Genomic DNA, 20,923 nt, shown 5'->3' on the forward strand with positions numbered 1-20,923 from the left:
GTGCAATGTAGGGCGGTTAAACGTCTTTCGCTGGGGACGGCGCAGGCGCCGAAAATCCACTTGAGGTTTTGGAGAACGCGAAAGATGAAACTTAATCGCAGACATATTGCATTGGCCACATTGATCTCGACGAGCCTGTTCACGCAGACTTTTGCCGCTGATGATGCCAGGCTGAAAGCGATAACGGATCCAGCGATCAAGCCGGTGATGGAGAAGAACGGTATTCCGGGTCTGGCCGTTGGCATCAGTGTCGATGGCGAAAACCACGTCTTCACCTACGGTGTCATGTCCAAAACTACGGGCCAGCCGGTTACCCCGCAGACGCTTTTCGAGCTGGGTTCCATCAGCAAGACATTCACGGTCACGCTCAGTACCTATGCGGAGACGCAGGGGAAACTGTCACTGTCAGGCAAGGTCGAAGACTATCTTCCCTCCATGAAGGGCAAACCGTTTGGCGATGTCACGCTGATGCATCTTGGCACCCACACCGCCGGCGGCTTTCCGTTGCAGGTACCGGACAGTGTCAAGACGGAGCCGCAGCTTTTGGCCTATCTCAAGGCCTGGAAGCCCGCATACAAGGCGGGAACGCACAGAACCTACGCCAATCCCAGCATCGGAATGCTCGGATACGTCACCGCAAAGGCCATGGGCCAAAGCTATGACAGCGCAATGCAGGACGTACTGTTTCCGGCGCTTGGATTGAAGAGCACCTTCACCGTGGTGCCCAAGGCAAAGATGGCCGATTATGCGCAGGGTTATAAGAGAACCGGCGAACCGGCCCGCATGACGCCAGCCATTCTCTCATCGGAGGCTTACGGGGTCAGATCGACGGCGACCGACATGATCCGTTTCGTCAATGCGAATATGGGGCTGGAAAAGCTGGACGGAAAACTCCAGCAGGCGATCGCCAACACTCATACGGGATATTTCAGCGTTGGCGCGATGACGCAGGATATGATCTGGGAGCAATATGCCTACCCAGCCGCGCTGAAAACACTTATCGAAACGAACTCCGGCGCCTTGCTCAAGACGGTGCCGGTATCGGAAATTTCGCCGCCGATGAAGCCGCGTGGCGATGTCTTCATCAACAAGACCGGCTCCACCAACGGTTTCGGAGCCTATGTGGCGTTCATACCGGAGCAGAAACTCGGTATCGTCATTCTGGCCAATAAAAACTATCCCAATGAGGATCGTGTTGCCGTGGCTTACGAGATTTTGAACGGACTCAAAAGCTCCGAATGATGTCAATGCTGGCGTAAACGCGTACAGGACAAGGGTGGCATTTCGGTCGTATTTCATTTGCTCGCCGACATTGTCTTCCTTGCCCTGAAAGCATGCATTTCCGACCCTGAAAATCGGCGTATGCCCATATTTTGAGCGCTTGTAATCAAGGCTCAAAAATGGGCTTGACGTCTGCCGAAATTTCTCACCAAATGAACCAATGTTCGATTGGTTCACGCAAATGGTGCGGCTTGGCGACAAACCCTAACGACAATTCAAACTACGCTCTGGCGAAGCTTCGCGAGTATATTCAGACGAAGAATCTCGCGAATGACGGCCGCCTGCCGACGGAGCGGGCATTTGCCGAGACCTTCAATGTCGGCCGCCGGTCAATCCGCCGTGCTCTGGAGGTTTTGGAGGCCGAGGGTCTTATCTGGCGTCGCCAGGGGGCCGGAACCTTTGTGGGCGAAAAGCCGGACGATTGGTCCATTCAAGTGACCGAAATGGTCGCCAGCACCGATATCATGGAAATCATGGAAGTCCGCCTGCGCATCGAACCGCAACTGGCGCAGCTTGCAGCCATGCGCGCCAAGCCCGCCGAGGTGGAGCGCATGCGCGCGCTCGTCAAGAAGACCGGCGAAAGCACGGATGCCGATGCCAAGGAATTGTGGGACGGCTCGCTCCACCGCCAGATAGCCCAGAGTGCTGGCAACAAGCTGTTCCTGTCGATCTTCGATGTCGTGAACCGTATTCGCCAGGACGATGCCTGGCAGTCGATACGCGAACTCGCCCGGCGCAGTGGCACGAATGGCAAGGCGTCTTTCGAACAGCATGTCGCTATCGTCGATGCCATTGCCGATCGCGATCCGGCGCGTGCCGGAGAGGCAATGCGCCAGCACCTTCTCATGCATCAGGAACGATTGATCCGCGCCACTTCGCTCGGGTTTCAGGAGGAGAGCGCTGCGGAAGACCGTGCGGCGAAGAGCATCAACGAAGCCGACAATCCGCTTACTCCGGCCTCATAGGCCGCGGACGAAAACCCGCCGGTCCTTCGGGGCTGGCCAATGACAAAAGTCAAAGAAAACCAGACCAGAGGATCGAACATGAAGAAAATCTACACACTGACTGCGGCGCTGTTGGCAAGCGCGTTTCTGACCGCACCAGCTATGTCTTCCGAATTGCGCATCGGCCTCAACGATGACGCGGACGTGCTTGATCCCGCGCAATCGCGCACCTTCGTCGGCCGTATCGTCTACACCTCCATGTGCGACAAGCTGGTGGATATCTCGCAGGACATGAAGATCGTTCCCCAACTTGCCACCGAATGGGCCTGGTCCGAGGGTGGCAAGGTGCTGACGATGAAAATTCGCGACGGCGTGAAGTTCCACGACGGCGAGACGCTGGATGCGGCCGCCGTCGTTGCCACCATCGAGCGCAACATGACCCTTCCGGAATCTCGCCGCAAGAGCGAGTTGTCCTCGGTTGAAAAGGTTGAGGCCACCGGGCCGCTGGAAGTCAAGTTCACGCTGAAGACGCCCGATGTCACGCTGCTTGCCCAGCTTTCAGATCGCGCGGGCATGATCGTCGCGCCGAAGGCCGCCAAGGAACTGGGCGCGAATTTCGGCTCCAAGCCGGTTTGCGCCGGACCGTTCAAATTCGTCGAGCGCATCCAGCAGGACCGTATCGTCCTCGAAAAATTCGCGGATTATTGGGACAAGGACAAGATCAAGGTCGACAAGATCGTCTACTTGCCAATTCCCGATACCACTGTGAAGCTTGCAAACCTCCGCTCTGGCGATCTCGACATTGCCGAACGTATCTCGGCGTCCGATGCGGAATCCGTCAAGAATGACCCCAAATTGACCTATGCGGACGTGATCGGTCCGGGCTACATGGCCATGTATGTCAACATCAACAACGGCGCGCGCGCTGACAATCCGCTCGGCAAGGACAAGCGCCTGCGTCAGGCCTTCTCTTACGCGATTGACCGCGAAGCGATCGGCCAGATCGTGTTTGAGGGTACGTCCAAGGCTGGCAATCAGTCATTCCCGCCGACAAGCCCCTGGTTCAACCAGAACCTGCCGGTGCCGCCACGCGATATCGACAAGGCCAAGCAGCTGATGAAGGAGGCTGGCTACGAGAAGCTCGATATCGAACTTCAGCACGCCAACAACACCACGCAGACGCAGATGATGCAAGTGATCCAGTCCATGGTGGCGGAGGCTGGCTTCAACGTGACGCTGAAGGCCACCGAATTTGCGACGCTTCTTTCCGAACAGACCGCCGGCAACTATCAGCTCAGCCGTTCCGACTGGTCTGGTCGTATCGATCCCGATGGCAATCTTCACCAGTTCGTCACCTGCAAGGGCGGCATCAACGATGTGAAATATTGTAATCCTGAAGTCGACAAGCTGCTGAACGAAGCACGCGCCTCGACTGAAGATGCGGTCCGAAAGGAGAAATACGATGCGGCAAGCGTCATCCTAAACGACGACATGCCGATCATCTATCTCGGCCACCAGCCCTATGCCTATGCCATCTCCAAGAAGGTCAAGGGCTGGGAGCCTTCGCCTGATGGCATGATCCGCCTTCTCGGCGTCAGCAAGGACTAAGCGCTTCAAATCCGCCGCACGGCTTGCCGTGCGGCCCTCCAGAACGTGCACGAACGGGGGCAATGCCATGCCTGTCTATATCGGCAAGCGACTGCTGGTCGCGATCCCGACGCTTTTGATCATCTCCATCTTCGTCTTCTCGCTGCAGAAACTGTTGCCGGGTGATCCTGTTCTCGCCATGGCGGGTGAGGAGCGTGATCCGGCGACGATTGAATTCCTGCGGGAGAAGTATCGCCTGAACGACCCGGTACCGCTCCAGTACATCAACTGGCTGGGCGGCGTGGTGACCGGCGATTTCGGTATTTCGCTGAGGACCAACCAGCCGGTGCTGGAACTGATCGGCCAGAAGCTGCCGGTAACCATCCAGCTGGCTGTGATGGCGATGTTCTTTGCGATGGTCATCGGTATTCCGATCGGCATTCTGGCCGCCGTCAAGAAAAACACATGGATCGACTACACCGCCAATATCGTGGCGCTTTCCGGCCTGTCGATCCCGAATTTCTGGCTCGGTATCATGCTGATCCTGCTGGTTTCAGTGAAGCTCGGCTGGCTGCCGGCATCCGGATATGAATCGATATTCGTCGACCCCGTTCGCTCCATCGAGACGATGATCATGCCCGCCTTCGTGCTCGGCAATGCGCTTGCGGCAACGTTGATGCGCCACACGCGTTCGGCAATGGTCGCGGTTTTGAGTTCAGACTATATCCGCACCGCCCGCGCCAAGGGGCTTTCGCCGCGCGAGATCATCCTGTCGCACAGTTTTCGCAACGCGCTTCTGCCCGTCATCACGCTGTTGGCACTGCTTTTCGGTGAGTTGCTGGCCGGTGCGGTTCTGACGGAGCAGATATTCACCATTCCCGGCTTCGGCAAGATGACCGTCGATGCGGTCTTCACCCGCGATTACGCCGTCGTCCAGGGCATCGTGCTCTGCACCGCGGTCGGCTTCATCCTCATGAACCTGCTGGCGGACATTGCCTATGTCCTGCTTAACCCTCGCCTCAGGGCGACGATCTGAGGCCTGATATCATGACCGCTCTCGATCAAAACCTGTCCGTACCGGTGCCGCGGCAGGAAAGCCGCGCCTGGAAGAAAATGAAGCGCAACAAATCGGCGCTGGCCGGTCTGATTATCGTGCTTTTCTTCACGGTACTTGCCGTTGCAGCACCGATCCTGCCGATTGCTGACCCTATTGCGACCAGCTGGTCGGCCATCCGCAAGGCGCCGTCCGCCGCCCACTGGCTCGGCACCGACGATCTTGGCCGTGATATCCTTTCGCGCATGATTTATGGCGCGCGCGCCTCGCTGATGGCCGGTGTTGTCTCCGTCATGATTGCGGTGGTCATCGGCGTGCCCTTCGGGTTGATCGCCGGTTATTTCGGTGGCTGGGTGGATATGGTCATATCGCGCATCACCGAAGCGCTGCTGGCTATGCCGTTCCTCATCATGGCTATTGCCCTTGCGGCCTTCCTCGGCCCGAGCCTTACCAACGCGATGATCGCCATCGGGCTTTCCGCCATGCCGATTTTCGTTCGGTTGACCCGTGGTCAGGTGCTGGCGGTCAAGATGGAAGATTATGTCGAGGGGGCAAGGTCGATTGGCCTCAACCACTTCGACATCATGACACGATACATCCTGCCAAATGTCTTTGCTCCCATCATCGTGCAGGCGACCTTGACGGTTGCGACGGCCATCATTGCGGAAGCGAGCCTGTCTTTCCTCGGCCTTGGCCAGCAGGCACCGGCGCCGTCGTGGGGTTCCATGCTGAACACCGCGAAGAACTTTCTGAGCCAGGCGCCGTGGATGACGATGTGGCCCGGCATTGCAATTTTCCTCGTCGTCATAGGCTTCAATCTCCTGGGCGATGGCCTGCGTGATGCGCTCGATCCGCGCGAAGCATGATTTCTCATAAGGAACTGACTGAATGACCGAATTTACCACACGCCCCGAGATCCTTGGCACATTCGGCGTCGTCACCTCGACGCACTGGATCGCATCGGCCGTGGGCATGGCAATCCTCGAAAAGGGAGGTAACGCCTTCGACGCAGCGGTTGCCACCGGCTTCGTGCTGCAGATCGTCGAACCGCATCTCTGTGGCCCCGGCGGCGACATGCCTGCCGTCTTTTATTCAAAGAAGAAGGACAAGGTCGAAGTCATCTGCGCGCAGGGGCCTGCTCCGAGTGGCGCCACCATCGAGCACTATACCTCGGAGGGGCTTAAGCTGATCCCCGGCGATGGTCTGCTTGCAACCGTCATTCCCGGAGCCTTCGATGGCTGGATGCTGATGCTGCGCGACTACGGCACGATGAGCGTGCGCGAGGTGCTGGAACCAGCCATCTATTATGCCGAATACGGACATCCGACTCTGCCGCGCGTTTCCGCCACCATCAAGGGGCTGGCGGAATTCTTCGAGAAGGAATGGCCGACATCCTACGAGACCTGGCTGCCGGGTGGTGCCGCACCCGAGCCGCACGCCCTTTTCAGGAATCCTGTACTTGCGGAAACCTACAAGCGGATCGTCACTGAATCCGAAGCGCGTTCGGGTCGCGAAAACCAGATTGAAGCCGCACGCGACGCTTTCTATCGGGGTTTCGTAGCGGAAGCCATCGACACTTACGTCAAGACCGCTGAAGTCATGGATGCAAGCGGCACCAAGCACAAGGGCGTGCTGACGGCGCAGGATATGGCCGACTGGAGCGCGACCATCGAAGCGCCGCAGACGCTTGATTATCATGACTGGACGATTGCAAAGACGCCTGCCTGGGGGCAGGGACCGGTTCTGTTGCAGTCGCTCGCCCTGTTGAAAGGCTTCGATCTTGCGGCCATGGACCCGTCCGGCCCCGATTTCATCCACACCATCGTTGAGGCCATGAAGCTCGCCTTTGCCGACCGTGAGGTCTATTACGGCGATCCTGATTTCGGCCAGATTCCGACGGAATATCTTCTCTCTGAAGGCTACAATGCCGGGCGTCGTAAACTGATCGGCACCGAGGCATCGCTCGATCTGCGTCCCGGCATCGTGCCGGGTTACGAGAAGCAGGTGGACGCCACCATGGCCATGCTCGCCGAAATGAGCGGCAAAGGCACCGTCTACGAGCCCACCATGTCGCATCTTACCGAAAAACGCGGCGATACCGTGCATATCGATGTCATAGACCGCTGGGGCAACATGGTCTCAACCACGCCGTCCGGCGGCTGGCTGCAATCATCGCCAATCGTTCCGGGATTGGGCTTTGCGCTTAATTCCCGCGCCCAGATGTTCTGGTTGAAGGAAGGCCTGCCGACCTCGCTTGCACCGGGAAAACGCCCGCGCACTACGTTGACACCCTCGCTTGCGCTGCATCAGGGACGCCCTTCCATGGTGTTCGGTACTCCGGGCGGCGATCAGCAGGATCAGTGGCAGCTGCCCTTCTTCCTGCGTTATGCGCATCACGGCAAGAACCTGCAGGCGGCCATAGACATGCCGCTGTTCCATACCTCGCATTTTCCGGGCTCGTTTTATCCGCGCACCAGTTCGCCGGGCGAGATCATGGTGGAAAGCACCGTGGGTGATATCACGCTGCAGGAGCTTCGCCGCCGCGGACACAAGGTCACCGTTGCCGATGCGTGGTCGGTGGGCCGCCTGACTGCCGCAAAGCGGGATGCCGATGGCCTGCTGCGGGCCGCCGCAACCCCGCGACTGATGCAGGCCTATGCTGTGGGACGATGACATCATGAATACGACACCTGTTCTCTCCGTTAGAAACCTGACCACTTCTTTTCTCGTCGATGATGCTTGGAAGAGCGTCGTCCGTAACGTCTCCTTCGATGTCGCTCCGGGCGAAACCGTCGCGATTGTCGGCGAGTCCGGTTCGGGAAAGTCCGTCACCTCGCTGTCCATCATGCGTCTGCTTAGCCCCGCTTTCAGCCGGATTGAGGGTGAAGTTCTCTTGAACGGGCGCAATCTTCTGGCGCTTTCAGAGAAGGAAATGCGGGGCGTTCGGGGCAACGACGTCTCGATGATATTTCAGGAGCCTATGACGTCGCTCAATCCGATCTTCACGATCGGCCGCCAGATTTCCGAGGTCCTCATCCGGCACAAGGGCTTTTCGAAGCAGCAGGCAAGGGCGGAGACGGTCCGGCTTCTCGAAAAGGTTCGTATTCCCAACGCGGCCGGTCGCTTCGACGAGTATCCGCATCAGTTTTCCGGTGGCATGCGCCAGCGCGTGATGATCGCAATGGCGCTCGCTTCCCGGCCGAAACTGCTGATCGCCGATGAACCGACGACCGCGCTCGACGTCACCATTCAGGGCCAGATTCTCGATCTGATCAAACTGCTTCAGGAAGAGGAGGGCATGTCGGTCCTCTTCATTACTCATGATATGGGCGTCGTGGCGGAGATCGCCGACCGCACCATTGTGATGTTCCGGGGCGATGAGGTCGAGACCGGACCAACCGGGGATATATTCCAGCGCGGCAAGCATCCCTATACGCGGGCGCTGCTTTCGGCGGTGCCGAAGCTCGGCTCGATGCGCGACCGGCAGTGGCCGACGCGCTTTCCGGTCCTCGACATGAAAACCGGCCTGTCGACCGAGCCGGTAGAAGTGGCCGAAACGGTTGCGAGCGGACAGACACCTGTCCTGTCGGTCAAGAACCTCGTGACGCGGTTTCCCATCCGCTCCGGCCTTTTGGCCCGGCAGACGGGTGCGGTTCACGCGGTCGAAAACGTCTCCTTCGATCTGTTTCAGGGGGAGACGCTTGCACTGGTCGGCGAGTCCGGTTGCGGAAAGTCGACGACCGGCCGCTCGATCATGCGTCTTGTCGAACCGACGGCCGGCGAGGTTTCGCTCGATGGTTACGATGTGATGCGGCTCGATACCATTGGCCTGCGCAATATGCGTAAGTCCGTACAGATGATCTTTCAGGATCCGTTCTCGTCGCTCAATCCGCGCATGACGGTGGGTACGGCGATTTCCGAACCCTTCATCAAGCACAAACTGGGCACCACGAAGCAGGCGAAGGAAAAGACTGCCGATCTCCTCGAAAAGGTTGGTCTAACCGCCGACATGGCGAGCCGCTATCCTCACGAATTTTCCGGCGGCCAGCGCCAGCGCATCGCGATTGCCCGTGCGCTTGCCCTCGATCCGAAGGTCATTGTTGCCGACGAAAGCGTGTCAGCTCTTGATGTTTCGATCAAGGCGCAGGTCTGCAACCTGCTCCTCGACCTGCAACAGAGCCTCGATCTCGCCTTCCTCTTCATCTCCCACGATATGGCGGTGGTGGAGCGCGTCAGCCATCGCGTCGCGGTGATGTATCTCGGCGAGATTGTGGAGATCGGCCCGCGCGCTGCTGTTTTCGACAATCCGCAACATGCCTACACGAAGAAACTCATGGCGGCAGTGCCGGTACCCGATCCGGCGCGACGCGGAATAAAGCGCGGCATATCCAACGATGAACTGAAAAGCCCGATACGGCCGATGGGATTTCAAACGCCGACGCGAAACTATAAAACCGTTTCCCCGGGCCATCTGGTTCAGGTTGTTTAAGGCAATTCTGGCATTCCGGGTTGAAAAACCGTGAAGTTTCGCACCGCTATCCGCTATTCTGAGCGGAATATTTTTTACAGCCTCGCTCAACGCGCGTCGTCAAAAGTGGTTCCCATATGAATCGAAAATAAAACGTTCGATTCAATGCGCCGCATATTCTAGTTTGCGCGCGAATGAGGTGCATGCCGGGAATTTACAACTGTGATTAGTTTTTCGCCTTTTGCTCAGCGAAGCCTGTTTATGCTCGCTGTAGGTGTTGCAATATTGACCGGAATGGTCGCCACTTCGCTGTGGCTGGTGCAGGTGAACAACCGGTACTCGCAAGAAACAGCCGAGTTGCGCCGTGTGCGGGCTGCCATTCTCGATATCCTGACGTCGATGCAGGACATTGAAACGGGGCAGAGGGGTTATCTGCTGACCAACAACATCGAGTATCTGAGCCCATATCAGGAGGCCTTGAGCCTGTTGCCGCAGAGGCAGTCCAGACTTCTCGAAGTGCTGAAGGACCAGAAGCAATACGAGCAGGATCTGACGGATCTCGGTAATGCCGTCGCCAACAAGCTGGCTGAAACCCAGGAAACCATCGATCTGCAAAAGGCAGGACGCATCACCGAGGCAGTCGAAGTCGTCCGTGAGAATGACGGCAAACGGTTCATGAACGAAATCAGGGCGATCTTGTCGAAGCTGCAATCGCAGACCGACGATCGGCTCCGCATCATCGTCGGAGACCAACTTGGCGCCGCCAATACATTGCAATGGGTAACGCTCGGCGGCACGCTGGCGATCCTGCTTGTTGTCGGCGGTTCAATCTTTCTGGTTTTCACATATATCCGTGCGTTGAACCGGTCTCGGGAAGATGTTGACGAGTTAAATCGCCATCTGGAGGAGCGGGTTGAGGAAAGAACCCGTGATCTTCGCAGCGCCAATCAGGAAATTCAGCGCTTCGCCTATATCGTCACGCATGATTTGCGTGCGCCGCTCGTCAATATCATGGGGTTCCTCTCCGAATTCGATACGTCCCTGAAGCCGGTCACCGCATATGTGCTCGCAGACGGCAAAATGCCTTCCGACGACGTGGTTCGGGATGCCAGACTGGCTGTCGAGGAAGATCTTCCCGAGGCGATCAGTTTCATCCGCTCTTCGACACGCAAGATGGACCAGCTGATCAATGCGATCTTGAAGATATCGCGCGATGGTCAGCGAAAGCTGCAACCGGAAAAAGTCGACATAGAGACATTGCTGTCATCGCTCTCCGAGACGGTTCGTCACCAGATCAATGCCAATGGCGGCGAGATCAGTGTCGAGACATCAAAGCTGACAGTCGTGACGGATCGTATCTCTCTCGACCAAATCCTTGGCAATCTTTTCGACAATGCGGTGAAATACCAGATGCCGGGACGACCGCTGCGATTGACTGCCCGTGCTTATCCGTCCGGGCGGGGTGCCATCAGCATCGAAGTCAGCGACAACGGGCGTGGCATTGGCGAGCATGATCTGGAACGGGTGTTCGAACTCTTTCGCCGCGCCGGTGATCAGGATCAACCGGGGGAAGGCATCGGCCTTGCCCATGTTCGGTCGCTAATAAGAAGTTTAGGAGGAGACATTAAGGTGAGTTCCGAACTTGGCAAAGGCAGTACATTTACATTGCTGTTGCCGAGCGATCTCAGAAAAGTGACGAAAGAAGGCGAAAAATGAAGGCAACCGGTCAAGAGGTAACGATCATTATGATCGAGGATGACGAAGGTCATGCTCGGCTGATCGAGAAGAACGTACGTCGCGCAGGTGTGAATAACGAGATCATGCCCTTTACGCTCGGTGCAAAGGCACTCGACTACATCCTCGGTGAAAACCGCGATGGCGTTGTCAGCAAAGATCGATATCTTCTCGTTTTGCTCGATCTTAACCTCCCTGATATGTCGGGTATCCGAATTCTCGAGGAGATCAAGAGCAACGAATATACGCGCCGTTTGCCGGTGGTCGTTTTGACGACGACGGATGACGAAACCGAGATTCAGAAATGTTATGACCTTGGTGCAAATGTCTATATAACCAAGCCGGTCGACTACGAAGGCTTTGCGAGTGCGATAAAGAACCTCGGCCTGTTCTTCTCCGTAATTCAAGTACCTTGAAGGCATGATGGCATTGCGCGTTTTGTATGTTGATGATGATCCGGCTCTGGCGCGGCTTTCCAGCCGGATCCTTGGTCGTCACGGAATGGAGGTGGTCCATGCCGCATCCGTGGCGTCCGGGCTCAAGATGTTTCAAGACGAGCAGTTCGATATCGTCGTTCTGGACCATTACTTCCAGACATCGACGGGAATGGAGTTCCTTGCCGCGATTCAGTCCTTGCCGGGGCGGGTTCCCGTTCTTTATGTAACGGGATCGAACGAAGCCCAGATCGCGATCGACGCCCTCAAGGCGGGTGCCGCCGACTACGTCATAAAGAATGTCGGTGACGACTTTTTCCCGCTGTTGCTTACGGCTATCGATCAGTCGCTGGAAAACCATCGTCTGCGTCAGACGAAGGAGGAATCCGACCGGTTGCTGGTAAAGGCCAAGGAACATGCGGAAATGATGGTGAAGGAGATGAACCATCGGGTCGCCAACAGCCTCTCGCTGGTATCCGCCATGATTCGCCTGCAGATAAACACCATCAAGTCTGAGGAAGCCGAAGTCGCCTTGCTGGAAACCCAAAGCAGGATTTCGGCGATCGCCGGCGTTCACCGCAGCCTTTACAATACCGACAATATAGGTCTGGTATCGCTCAATTCGTACCTGACGTCGATCATCGATGGGTTGTTTCAGGCGGTTCCCGGATCTTCGTCCATTACCGTCGAAACATCGCTTTGTGACATCAGCCTCAAGGCAGACCATGCCGTAGCTCTGGGTGTCATCATCACCGAGCTGCTGACCAACGCGCTGAAATACGCTTATCCAGATCAATCCGGCACGGTTCGCGTCGAACTTTCGGAAGAAAATAGGCAATTTGTTCTCGTTGTCGAAGACGATGGTGTGGGTTCAAAGCCCGACGCATCTCCGCGTGGTACTGGCCTCGGAACAAAGCTGATTATGGCAATGGCTCAGAACATTGGTGCTCGCGTCGAGCAAACGCATACGCACCCGGAACAGGCCAAGGGAACGCGTTACACGATGACCTGGAGCGAGACGTAAACGCCGATAGCTTCGGTTTTTAAATATAATTCTAATTTAGTGATTTAATACAATTGGCGCCGCGCTTGGGCAGCTGGAACGTAAGCTTGCCTGGGAGTTGACAGGCATGCAACAGCTCAAGGCCCGGCGTCTGTATATACCGGGATGGTCAGGAAGCCGTCTGATGCGAATTGGCTTCAGGCACCTGTTCTGACGATGCCGTCAAAACCATCATCGTGCACGGGCACGCTTGGCAAGAAGAGCGGATGTCGCAGAAATGCGATCAGACTGTTCCTTTGCAAGACGTGCTTCCCGCAGCCGCAAGGTCTTGGCGTCGCGGGATTGCGTGATCGAATCAAGCTCGTCGAGCGCTTTATCCTTTGCGAAGAACGGCGTCTGGATGTTGCTGAAGGCAACCTCGGCCTTCTGGCGCGAGATACTGTATTTTTCTGTCATGGGTGTTCCGGTGGTAAGGCTCGGCATGCGAGCGGAAAACAAAAGGCCAGGCAATTTGCCTGGCCTTGATTGGTTCGGGGTGCTTCCGGCAGTGCCAGTACATCCGTGGTCAAAGGGAAGCAAAACCCGTTAGGCAGCCTGCAGATTGCAGGCCGACATTTTGCCGGACTTGTTGTCGCGTTCCAGGTCGAAGCCGATCTTCTGGCCTTCGACGAGTTCGCGCATACCAGCCCGCTCAACGGCGGAGATATGAACGAAGGCATCTGTGCCGCCGTTGTCAGGCTGAATGAAGCCGAAGCCTTTAGTGGAATTAAACCATTTAACTGTGCCAGTGGTCATGATGAACCCTTTCATAGCGATAGAGGACCCACAGCACTGAGAAGCGCTGCGAACATTGATAGCGATTTTGAAAGGAAAGGTTCGTTCAGAACGCGGTGCCAATCGCGCAACAAGCAAAGCTAAGCAAGCAAATTCGATGGTTCGTTATAGCGTGCTTGCACGGTTGCGTCAACTATTAGTTTTTCTAATTTTCGCGTCTCGACAAAAAGTTGTGCTTGGCCATCCCTTTTACTCGCTCTGCATTGTTTTTAGCGGGAAGGTCTTCACGCAGTATCGCCGTGCGGGCGGATCCCGCACAGGCGTTTTGCCGGACTTTTTTATTGGAGCTCATGCCGCGGTTCAAGGTCTCCCGCTTCTGACACGAGACGTAGGCCGATATCGATCCTGTTTCCCAACAGTGACATTGATCGCTCCTGAACAGGAAAGCTGACAGGTACGGTATCGAGACAATGGTATGTTGTAGGCCCCCGCAAATAGCTGCAAGGGCCATGCGACATCAGATGAGGTCGCGTTTGTAGCGCTCATCCCACTTCCGGGTTTTGACGAGGCTGCCATGTTCGAGTGCCGAAAGTTCTCCGGTCAGGTAGAAATTTTCCCTGTCGGAGCGCATCTCGGTGCGGCTCTCGATCTTGATGCGCCACCCATCCCGGCCAATTTCATATGTCTGGGTGAGGACGTATTTCGCGGAGAGGGGATCTCCGTCGCGAATGGTCAATTCACGCCGCAGACTATGGCTGAGTTCGGTGCCGATGTCGTCAAACCGCAACACGCCCTCGCCGAACAAGCCGCCCACGCCTTCCGTGACATAGGTGTTGATACCCGTCTCATGGTCCTGTTCGGTCCAGCGGCGGACCGTGCCTGGATCGACCTGCGTCATGGGTGTCGATGGGCCGTGGGCAGGGGCCTCGAAACGCACAGGCTTGTCGTCACCGGTGGCACGCACGGGCAGGTCAAGCGCGCTTTCTGCAACGGAAACGCTGATCGTCGCATCGTAAGGCGATGTCCATACCATCGGCCAGTAGGCCGTGGCGATGGCGAGTTGCAGCCGGTGCCCTTTGGCAAAACGATAACCGCAATCATTGAGCTTGATTACGACATCGTAAAATTTGCCGGGTTCCAACGCTTCCGGATTTTCGTGGCTATCGCGGTGGGTCAGGTTGAAAACCTGATAACTGACACGTGTGGCACGGCCATCCGGCAGGACGTCGTTGAGGCGCAGTGAAATCTGCGCGACTGGGCAATCTGCGGCAATGCGCAGACGCGCTACCGGCGCACCGAGAATATCGAAATCCTCTTCCATCAAGGCGGTTTCGAAAACGAGCGCGCCACCGTTGTCGAGCCGCTGATCGGTTGGATGTTCGCCGGGGCATCCGGTCGCCATCCATTCCCCGCCCGCCTTGCCGTGGCTTTGCGGCGAACGAATGCTGAGAATTGCCGGTTCGCTTGCCGTATCGCGCAGTTCCTTCGCTGCACCGGGGTAAAGCGAGCGGGTTGCAATTTCGGGCGAAGGCCATGTTGCTTCGCCCACCCAGCGGCCTTGCGTCGTCGTCCGCGTACCGGTCGGTTCGATCGTGTCGCTGACGAAGGCGCGCAGCATCGGCTCGTCCATGACGCCGGTTTCCTTGCCTTTCAGCCAATGGTCCCACCAGCGCGTTGCTTCCTGCAGGAAGCCAATTGCGGGACCGGGAACACCATCTTGGGGGTAGATATGGCCCCACGGACCGATGATGCCGCGACGCGGGACCTGAAGGTTCTCCAGAAGCCGCGGGACGGCATTGGTATAGCTGTCCGCCCATGCGCCGATGGCAAGGACCGGGCATTCAATTGCGCTCCAGTCTTCGCAGACCGAGCCGTGTTTCCAGTAATCGTCGTAACGTTGGTGTTCCAGCCAGAGTGCGGGAAAGAAGGGGAGCTTCTCCAGGCGCTCGATCCAGCTGTCGCGCCACGTGTCGCCGACGATCTCCGGATCGAGCGGACGGCTCTGATAAGCAAGCATGATGGTGCCCCACCACAGATTGTCGTTCAGCAGCAGGCCGCCCATGTAGTGAATGTCGTCGGTATAACGGTTGTCGGTCGAATAGGCGGTGATGACGGCTTTCAGTGCCGGCGGACGGCGGGCGGCGACCTGCAGGCCGTTGAAGCCGCCCCAGCTCTTGCCCATCATGCCGACATTGCCGCTGCACCACGGCTGGCGGGAAATCCAGTCGATCACCTCGAGTGCGTCGTCCTGTTCCTGCTTCAGATATTCGTCTGCCATGTGGCCATCGGATTCGCCTGTGCCACGCATGTCCACGCGAATTGCGGCATATCCCTGGCTGGCAAAATAGCCGTGCATCGGCTCGTCGCGCCCGCGGGTTCCGTCTCGCTTGCGATAGGGAATATACTCGAGAATGGCGGGAACCGGCGATTGTTCCGCGCCCTCCGGCAGCCAAAGGCGAGCACCAAGGCGTACGCCATCGCTCATGGGAATCCAGATATGTTCTTCAATACGTATTGTCATTTGGGGTATTCCAGTCGGGTCATTTGAAGCGGGCATCGCTTTGCCGGGAAACAACAATGAAAGAATGCGAGGCGACACCCATCAAAGAGTGAACCGCCCCGCAGATCATGCGGCGGGGAGGCCACGTTTTGCCAGCACGCCATCCAGCCAGTCGCGCCGCAGTTCGGGGACCGAGGTTATGAGCTGTTCTGTATAGGGTTGGTAAGGAGGTGCAAAAACCTCCTTGGTCGTGCCGGTTTCGACAATGCGGCCATGCTGCATCACCATCGTCCTGTCGGCGAGCCGGCGAACGACGCCGAGGTCATGGGTGATGAACAGATAGGAGACGCCCAGTTCATCCTGCAACGAGCGCAACAGTCTGAGAATTTCTTCCGCCACGAGAGGATCAAGTGCCGATGTCACCTCGTCGCAGATGATAAGGTCGGGTCTTGCGGCAAGTGCGCGTGCGATACACACGCGCTGCTTCTGCCCCCCGGAAAGCGCTTTTGGCAGGCGCTCTGCAAACTCCCGGGGCAGACCGATCAGGTCCAGCAACCGGTTCACCTCGGAGGCGCGCTCATCTTCATTCATTCCGAAATAGAACGACATGGGACGGCCAATGATCTCGCCGACGGTGTGGCGTGGATTGAGCGCCACATCCGGAAGCTGGTAGACGAGCTGGATGCGGCGAAGATCTTCGCGCGAACGCCTGGAGTACTTGTCCGCAAGCCGGTGTCCAGCCAGCGAAATGACTCCGGAGGATTGCGGCGGCAACCCGGCAATAACCCTGGCCAAAGTGGATTTTCCCGAACCGGATTCACCCACGACTGCCAGTGTTTCGCCCTTTCGGATTTCGCAGTGAACGTTGTCCAGCACCTTCTTGCGACCGTAGTAGGCGGTGACGTCACGCGCTTCCAGCAGGATTTCACCACCCCTGTTCTGGACGGATTCGCCGGACATGCTGGCTTGGCGTTCGGAAACAAGGCGGCGCGTATAGTCTTCCTGCGGGTGCTCGAGAATATCCTCGGCAGAACCGGCTTCTACCTTTTTGCCATGGCGCAAGACCATGATGCTGTCAGCAATCTGCGCGACGACGGCAAGGTCATGCGTGATGTAGAGGGCGGCGGTATTGTAGCGCTGGATGAGGCTGCGGAGCAGGGCCAGAACCTCTATCTGCGTGGTGACATCGAGTGCCGTTGTGGGTTCGTCCAGCACGAGTATGTCAGGGCGGCATGACATCGCCATGGCCACCATCGCGCGCTGTAACTGCCCACCGGAGACCTGATGCGGGTAACGGTTGCCGAAATTCTGATAATCGGGAAGTTGCAGCGCTTGCAGCAGTTCCAGCATCCAGGCTTCGGCTTCCCGCCGGTTCATGACGCCGTGGTAAAGCGGCCCCTCGATAATCTGTTCGCCAATCTTCATGGCAGGGTTGAACGCCGCAGCTGCACTTTGCGCCACATAAGCGATGCGCGCACCGCGCGCCGCCTCACGACCGGCGCGATCCACCGTCATCAGCGAAACGCCATTCACGACGATTTCTCCACCAACGATTCGGCAACCGTTTCGGCCATATCCCATGGCGGCAAGCCCGATGGTGGATTTACCGGCGCCGGATTCACCGATCAGCCCTTTGACCTCACCGCGCTTGAGATCCAGATCGATACCATCAACCAGAATTGCTCCATTCGGTGCAGCAACTTTCAGGCCGCGAATTTGCAAGACCTCATTGTTACTCATCGGTCTGCTCCCTGAATTGCGCTGCGGCCAGCCAGCAGCCAGTCCACGACGAGATTGACGCCGATGGTGAGAACGGCGATGGCAGCGGCCGGATAAAGCGGTGCGTAGAGGCCATAAAGAATGGCCTGCTGGTTGTCCTTCACCATGCCGCCCCAGTCTGCGAAAGGCGGCTGAACGCCAAGCCCGAGAAAGGACAGACCGGCCACGAACAGAAAGGTGAAGCAGAAACGCAAGCCGAATTCCGCAATGAGCGGCGGCAGGGCATTGGGCAGTATCTCCCTGAACACCAGCCAGATCAGGCCTTCTCCGCGCAGGCGCGCGGTCTCGGCATATTCCAGCACATTCACGCCCTGGGCGACAATGCGCGCCAGACGGAAGACGCGGGTGGAATCCAGAAGCGCAATGGTCACTATCAGCACGGGGATGGACGAGCCTAGCGCCTGCAGCACGACAAGAGCCGAGATCAGCACTGGAATACACATGACAGTGTCGACGATGCGCGAGAGAACCATATCGAGCCAGCCGCCGAAGATAGCCGCGATGAAACCAAGCGTGATGCCGATTGTGAAGGAGAGCAGGGACGCCGCCAGCGAAACGCCGATGGAGATTTGCGCACCGGCCAAAAGGCGCGACAGCATATCGCGTCCGTTCTGATCAAGGCCAAACCAGTGCATTGCCGAAGGCGGATCGAAAGGCGAACCGACGATCTCCTCCTGCCCGAAAGGCGCGATATGCGGACCGGCTGCGAACAGGACGATGTTGACCGAAATGATGAAAAGACCGACCCATGCGGTTGGGGTGATGGTGCGGAGCATTTTCATCGGGGATGCCTCAGGCGCGGGTTAAGCGCAATTGCCGACACATCGGCAATGATGTTTAGAATGACGTAGGTTGCGCCGAAAACGAGGGCTGCCGCCTGTACCAGTGGAAGGTCCCGCTTCGAAACGGCATCGACCATGAAACGGCCAAGGCCGTTATAGTTGAACACGGCCTCTACCAGCACCACACCGGTGATGAGATAGGCGATGTTGAACGATACGACGTTGACGATCGGGGCCGCGGCGTTGGGAAGCGCGTGGCGAAGAACCACGCGTTTGGTCCGCAATCCCTTGAGATAGGCTGTTTCGACATAGGCCTGATCCATCACCGCAAGAACGGCGGTACGGGTCATGCGCAGCATCTGCGCCACAGTCACCAGAACCAGCGTCAGAGCAGGAAGCGTGGTGGCTTTCAGCCAATCCGCAAAGCCCATGCCCGGATAGGTGTCGGCTAGGCTCGGCAAAAGATTGTACTGCACGGACACGAAAAGGATCAGCAACAGGCCCAGAAAATACTCCGGAAGGGAAACAAAGCCCAGCGCAACGATGTTGACAGCCCGATCGAACAGGCTGCCGCGCCAGATGGCACTGAACAGACCCAGAAGTACGGCAACCGGAACGGACACGACGGCGGCATACAGCGCCAGCGCCATGGTGTTCCAGAACCGCGGCCATAAGAGAGCTGCAACGGGCTGGTGGTTTGCCAGCGAATTTCCAAGGTCGCCGGTTACGAAACCGCCGAGCCAGGAAAGATAACGTTGCAGAAGGGGCTGCTCCAGACCGAGATCGGCGCGCAGCACGGCGAGAGATTCAGGCGTCGCATTCTGTCCGAGTATTGCCGACGCCACATCTCCGGGAAGAAGCTGAGTGCCGGCGAAAATAAGCGCCGACACCAGCAGAAGCGTCAAAATACCCAAAGCAATGCGCTTCAGGATAAGCTTAGTCATTATGCGTCCAACCAGACCTTTTCAGCGAGACGGGCACCCATGAAGTTGAACATCGGATGCGTGGTCACGCCCTTCAGTTTCTTGGATGTCGCATCCAGATAATCTCCGAACATCGGGATCATGGCGCCGCCCTCATTGGAGATGAGCGCCTGAAGCTCGGCATAGATTTCCTTGCGCTTCGCATCATCGAGAAGTGCACGCGCCTCAATGAGTTTCCTGTCGAAGTTTTCGTTCTTCCAGTGCGTATCATTTTGCGCCGAGGTGGACTGGTAAGCGATGGTCAGCATCTGGTCTGCTGTCGGGCGTCCGCCCCAGTATGACATGCAGAATGGAGCTTTCATCCAGACATTGTCCCAGTAGCCATCGGCGGGTTCGCGCTTGATAGAAACATCGATGCCGCCCTTGGCCGCACTCGTGCGGAAAATCGCCGCTGCATCCACAGCGCCGGAGAAGGCGGCGTCGGAAGCGGAAATCTCTACCTTGAGCGTATCGAGGCCAGCCTGCTTCAGATAAAACTTCGCCTTCTCGGGGTCGTAGGGACGCTGCACCAGATCCGCGGCATAAAAGCGGTCAGAACTCGGGATCGGATGATCGTTCCCGATGCGGCCGTAGCCACGCAGCGCGGTTTTCAAAAGCTGCTCGCGGTCGATGGCGTGCTTGATGGCAAGGCGGATATTGTTGTCCTTGTATGGCGCCTGCGTGCAATCCATCAGGAATGTGAAGTGCTGGCCGCCAGCCGATTGGACGATGTTGAGGTTGGGGTTACGGCGCAGCAGGTCTACTGTCTTGAAGTCGAGCTGGTTGATCGCATGGACCTGACCCGACATCATGGCATTGGTGCGTGCGGCGATATCGTTGATGACGATGACTTCCACGGCGTCAACGTGAGCGGCATTCGGCTTCCAGTAATTCGGATTACGGGTAAAGCGCGAACGAACGCCCGGATCGTAGCTTTCGAACACGAATGGCCCGGTGCCGACAGGTTTGCTGAAATCCGTCCAGCCTTCCGGCACAACGAGGAAATGGTAGTCGGACAGGATGTAAGGAAGGTCGGCATTGCCGCTTTCGAGGACGATCTTGACCTCGGTGTCGGAAAGCTTGTCGACGCTCTTAAGCGCAGACGCAACCGAGCGTGCTGCAGAGGTGGTTTCGCCACGGTGCAGGTTGATGGAGTAGATGACGTCTTCCACCGTCAGGGTCTTGCCGTTGTGGAAGGTGACACCCTGACGCAGCTTGAAGACCCACTCCACGGCGCCGGGCTGCGCTTCCCAGCTTTCGAACAATTCAGGCACAGCGTGATTGCTTGCATCGATCTCGACAAGGCCGTTCATGATCATGAAGGCCTGATTGACCGGCACCCAGTCTTTCAGGATGCGGGGATCGAGATTATCCGTGGTGCTGCCGCCGCCGATACCCAATTTCAAAACGCCACCCTTCTTCGGTGTGTCCGCGCCTTGCGCACTGGCGTCTGTGATGAAACCGGCAGAAAGCGCCGCGAGGCTGGCCGCGCCGGCAAGAAAATGCCGCCGGTCGAGCGAGAAGGAAAAGGGGGAGGATGTCATGTTTGGGTTCCCTGTTTTTTATCGGGGCCGGACGAGGCGCGGCTGGCAGTGGCGTATCGTACTCGACGGTTCGGCAC

The 20,923-nt window shown here is 57.5% G+C and carries 17 protein-coding genes and 1 pseudogene; 11 read left to right on the top strand and 7 right to left on the bottom strand.

Features of this window, described 5'->3' with window-relative positions:
- Nucleotides 1-84 precede the first annotated feature (84 nt).
- The 10 genes from ampC (at nucleotide 85) to T18_RS18355 (ending at nucleotide 12,526) form a co-directional block, all read left to right on the top strand.
- Nucleotides 85-1,242, top strand: coding sequence for a class C beta-lactamase (gene ampC / locus T18_RS18310; RefSeq protein ID WP_038493710.1), 1,158 nt, complete (start codon nucleotides 85-87; stop codon nucleotides 1,240-1,242).
- A gap of 191 nt (nucleotides 1,243-1,433) precedes the next feature.
- Complete coding sequence (locus T18_RS18315; protein WP_038493707.1) at nucleotides 1,434-2,246, top strand: FadR/GntR family transcriptional regulator; 813 nt, start codon at nucleotides 1,434-1,436, stop codon at nucleotides 2,244-2,246.
- 78 nt (nucleotides 2,247-2,324) lie between these two features.
- Nucleotides 2,325-3,833, top strand: a complete 1,509-nt coding sequence (locus T18_RS18320) for an ABC transporter substrate-binding protein (protein ID WP_019566419.1) — start codon at nucleotides 2,325-2,327, stop codon at nucleotides 3,831-3,833.
- Nucleotides 3,834-3,900: 67 nt separating this feature from the next.
- Nucleotides 3,901-4,848, top strand: coding sequence for an ABC transporter permease (locus tag T18_RS18325; RefSeq protein ID WP_003499573.1), 948 nt, complete (start codon nucleotides 3,901-3,903; stop codon nucleotides 4,846-4,848).
- An 11-nt stretch (nucleotides 4,849-4,859) separates the two neighbouring features.
- A complete protein-coding gene (locus tag T18_RS18330) occupies nucleotides 4,860-5,732 on the top strand; it encodes an ABC transporter permease (protein ID WP_013761355.1) in 873 nt (290 codons plus the stop codon).
- Between the two features lie 22 nt (nucleotides 5,733-5,754).
- A complete protein-coding gene (locus T18_RS18335) occupies nucleotides 5,755-7,539 on the top strand; it encodes a gamma-glutamyltransferase family protein (RefSeq protein ID WP_038493702.1) in 1,785 nt (594 codons plus the stop codon).
- A gap of 4 nt (nucleotides 7,540-7,543) precedes the next feature.
- Nucleotides 7,544-9,355, top strand: a complete 1,812-nt coding sequence (locus T18_RS18340; protein ID WP_038495759.1) for an ABC transporter ATP-binding protein — start codon at nucleotides 7,544-7,546, stop codon at nucleotides 9,353-9,355.
- A gap of 240 nt (nucleotides 9,356-9,595) precedes the next feature.
- Complete coding sequence (locus tag T18_RS18345; protein ID WP_038493699.1) at nucleotides 9,596-11,050, top strand: sensor histidine kinase; 1,455 nt, start codon at nucleotides 9,596-9,598, stop codon at nucleotides 11,048-11,050.
- Nucleotides 11,047-11,484 carry a response regulator gene (locus T18_RS18350; RefSeq protein WP_003517744.1) on the top strand — a complete coding sequence of 146 codons (438 nt, stop codon included), beginning with the start codon at nucleotides 11,047-11,049 and terminating at the stop codon, nucleotides 11,482-11,484. Before T18_RS18345 ends, T18_RS18350 begins: the two co-directional genes overlap by 4 nt.
- Before the next feature lie 4 nt (nucleotides 11,485-11,488).
- A complete protein-coding gene (locus T18_RS18355; protein WP_038493696.1) occupies nucleotides 11,489-12,526 on the top strand; it encodes a sensor histidine kinase in 1,038 nt (345 codons plus the stop codon).
- A gap of 210 nt (nucleotides 12,527-12,736) precedes the next feature.
- Here T18_RS18355 and T18_RS18360 read toward each other — a convergent pair whose 3' ends face one another.
- Complete coding sequence (locus tag T18_RS18360) at nucleotides 12,737-12,961, bottom strand: hypothetical protein (protein ID WP_003517740.1); 225 nt, start codon at nucleotides 12,959-12,961, stop codon at nucleotides 12,737-12,739.
- A gap of 129 nt (nucleotides 12,962-13,090) precedes the next feature.
- Nucleotides 13,091-13,300, bottom strand: a complete 210-nt coding sequence (locus tag T18_RS18365; protein WP_003517737.1) for a cold-shock protein — start codon at nucleotides 13,298-13,300, stop codon at nucleotides 13,091-13,093.
- A 224-nt stretch (nucleotides 13,301-13,524) separates the two neighbouring features.
- On the opposite strand from T18_RS18365, the pseudogene T18_RS27775 reads away from it, so the two are divergent.
- Nucleotides 13,525-13,730 (top strand): annotated as a pseudogene (locus tag T18_RS27775) (type II toxin-antitoxin system VapC family toxin); the annotation flags it as partial.
- Between the two features lie 66 nt (nucleotides 13,731-13,796).
- On the opposite strand, the gene T18_RS18375 reads toward T18_RS27775, so the two are convergent.
- From T18_RS18375 to T18_RS18395, 5 genes are all read right to left on the bottom strand, one after another.
- Nucleotides 13,797-15,800 (bottom strand): CocE/NonD family hydrolase, encoded by a 2,004-nt coding sequence (locus tag T18_RS18375; protein ID WP_038493691.1) that lies wholly within the window; start codon nucleotides 15,798-15,800, stop codon nucleotides 13,797-13,799.
- 105 nt (nucleotides 15,801-15,905) lie between these two features.
- On the bottom strand, nucleotides 15,906-17,519 hold the full coding sequence (locus T18_RS18380) for an ABC transporter ATP-binding protein (protein WP_038493687.1): 1,614 nt from the start codon (nucleotides 17,517-17,519) through the stop codon (nucleotides 15,906-15,908).
- A complete protein-coding gene (locus T18_RS18385) occupies nucleotides 17,516-18,340 on the bottom strand; it encodes an ABC transporter permease (protein ID WP_019566413.1) in 825 nt (274 codons plus the stop codon). The genes T18_RS18380 and T18_RS18385 overlap by 4 nt, the downstream gene beginning before the upstream one ends.
- Nucleotides 18,337-19,284, bottom strand: coding sequence for an ABC transporter permease (locus tag T18_RS18390; RefSeq protein ID WP_003517729.1), 948 nt, complete (start codon nucleotides 19,282-19,284; stop codon nucleotides 18,337-18,339). Before T18_RS18390 ends, T18_RS18385 begins: the two co-directional genes overlap by 4 nt.
- Nucleotides 19,284-20,846 (bottom strand): ABC transporter substrate-binding protein, encoded by a 1,563-nt coding sequence (locus T18_RS18395; RefSeq protein WP_038493683.1) that lies wholly within the window; start codon nucleotides 20,844-20,846, stop codon nucleotides 19,284-19,286. Before T18_RS18395 ends, T18_RS18390 begins: the two co-directional genes overlap by 1 nt.
- Between the last annotated feature and the right edge of the window lie 77 nt (nucleotides 20,847-20,923).

The organism is Rhizobium sp. TBD182 (genome assembly GCF_001950375.1).
GTDB lineage: Bacteria > Pseudomonadota > Alphaproteobacteria > Rhizobiales > Rhizobiaceae > Agrobacterium > Agrobacterium tumefaciens.

Coding starts and splice junctions, on each gene's coding strand:
- ampC (WP_038493710.1), top strand. CDS start 85: ATGAAACTTAATCGCAGACATATTGCATTGGCCACATTGATCTCGACG.
- T18_RS18315 (WP_038493707.1), top strand. CDS start 1,434: ATGAACCAATGTTCGATTGGTTCACGCAAATGGTGCGGCTTGGCGACA.
- T18_RS18320 (WP_019566419.1), top strand. CDS start 2,325: ATGAAGAAAATCTACACACTGACTGCGGCGCTGTTGGCAAGCGCGTTT.
- T18_RS18325 (WP_003499573.1), top strand. CDS start 3,901: ATGCCTGTCTATATCGGCAAGCGACTGCTGGTCGCGATCCCGACGCTT.
- T18_RS18330 (WP_013761355.1), top strand. CDS start 4,860: ATGACCGCTCTCGATCAAAACCTGTCCGTACCGGTGCCGCGGCAGGAA.
- T18_RS18335 (WP_038493702.1), top strand. CDS start 5,755: ATGACCGAATTTACCACACGCCCCGAGATCCTTGGCACATTCGGCGTC.
- T18_RS18340 (WP_038495759.1), top strand. CDS start 7,544: ATGAATACGACACCTGTTCTCTCCGTTAGAAACCTGACCACTTCTTTT.
- T18_RS18345 (WP_038493699.1), top strand. CDS start 9,596: ATGCTCGCTGTAGGTGTTGCAATATTGACCGGAATGGTCGCCACTTCG.
- T18_RS18350 (WP_003517744.1), top strand. CDS start 11,047: ATGAAGGCAACCGGTCAAGAGGTAACGATCATTATGATCGAGGATGAC.
- T18_RS18355 (WP_038493696.1), top strand. CDS start 11,489: ATGATGGCATTGCGCGTTTTGTATGTTGATGATGATCCGGCTCTGGCG.
- T18_RS18360 (WP_003517740.1), bottom strand. CDS start 12,961: ATGACAGAAAAATACAGTATCTCGCGCCAGAAGGCCGAGGTTGCCTTC.
- T18_RS18365 (WP_003517737.1), bottom strand. CDS start 13,300: ATGACCACTGGCACAGTTAAATGGTTTAATTCCACTAAAGGCTTCGGC.
- T18_RS18375 (WP_038493691.1), bottom strand. CDS start 15,800: ATGACAATACGTATTGAAGAACATATCTGGATTCCCATGAGCGATGGC.
- T18_RS18380 (WP_038493687.1), bottom strand. CDS start 17,519: ATGAGTAACAATGAGGTCTTGCAAATTCGCGGCCTGAAAGTTGCTGCA.
- T18_RS18385 (WP_019566413.1), bottom strand. CDS start 18,340: ATGAAAATGCTCCGCACCATCACCCCAACCGCATGGGTCGGTCTTTTC.
- T18_RS18390 (WP_003517729.1), bottom strand. CDS start 19,284: ATGACTAAGCTTATCCTGAAGCGCATTGCTTTGGGTATTTTGACGCTT.
- T18_RS18395 (WP_038493683.1), bottom strand. CDS start 20,846: ATGACATCCTCCCCCTTTTCCTTCTCGCTCGACCGGCGGCATTTTCTT.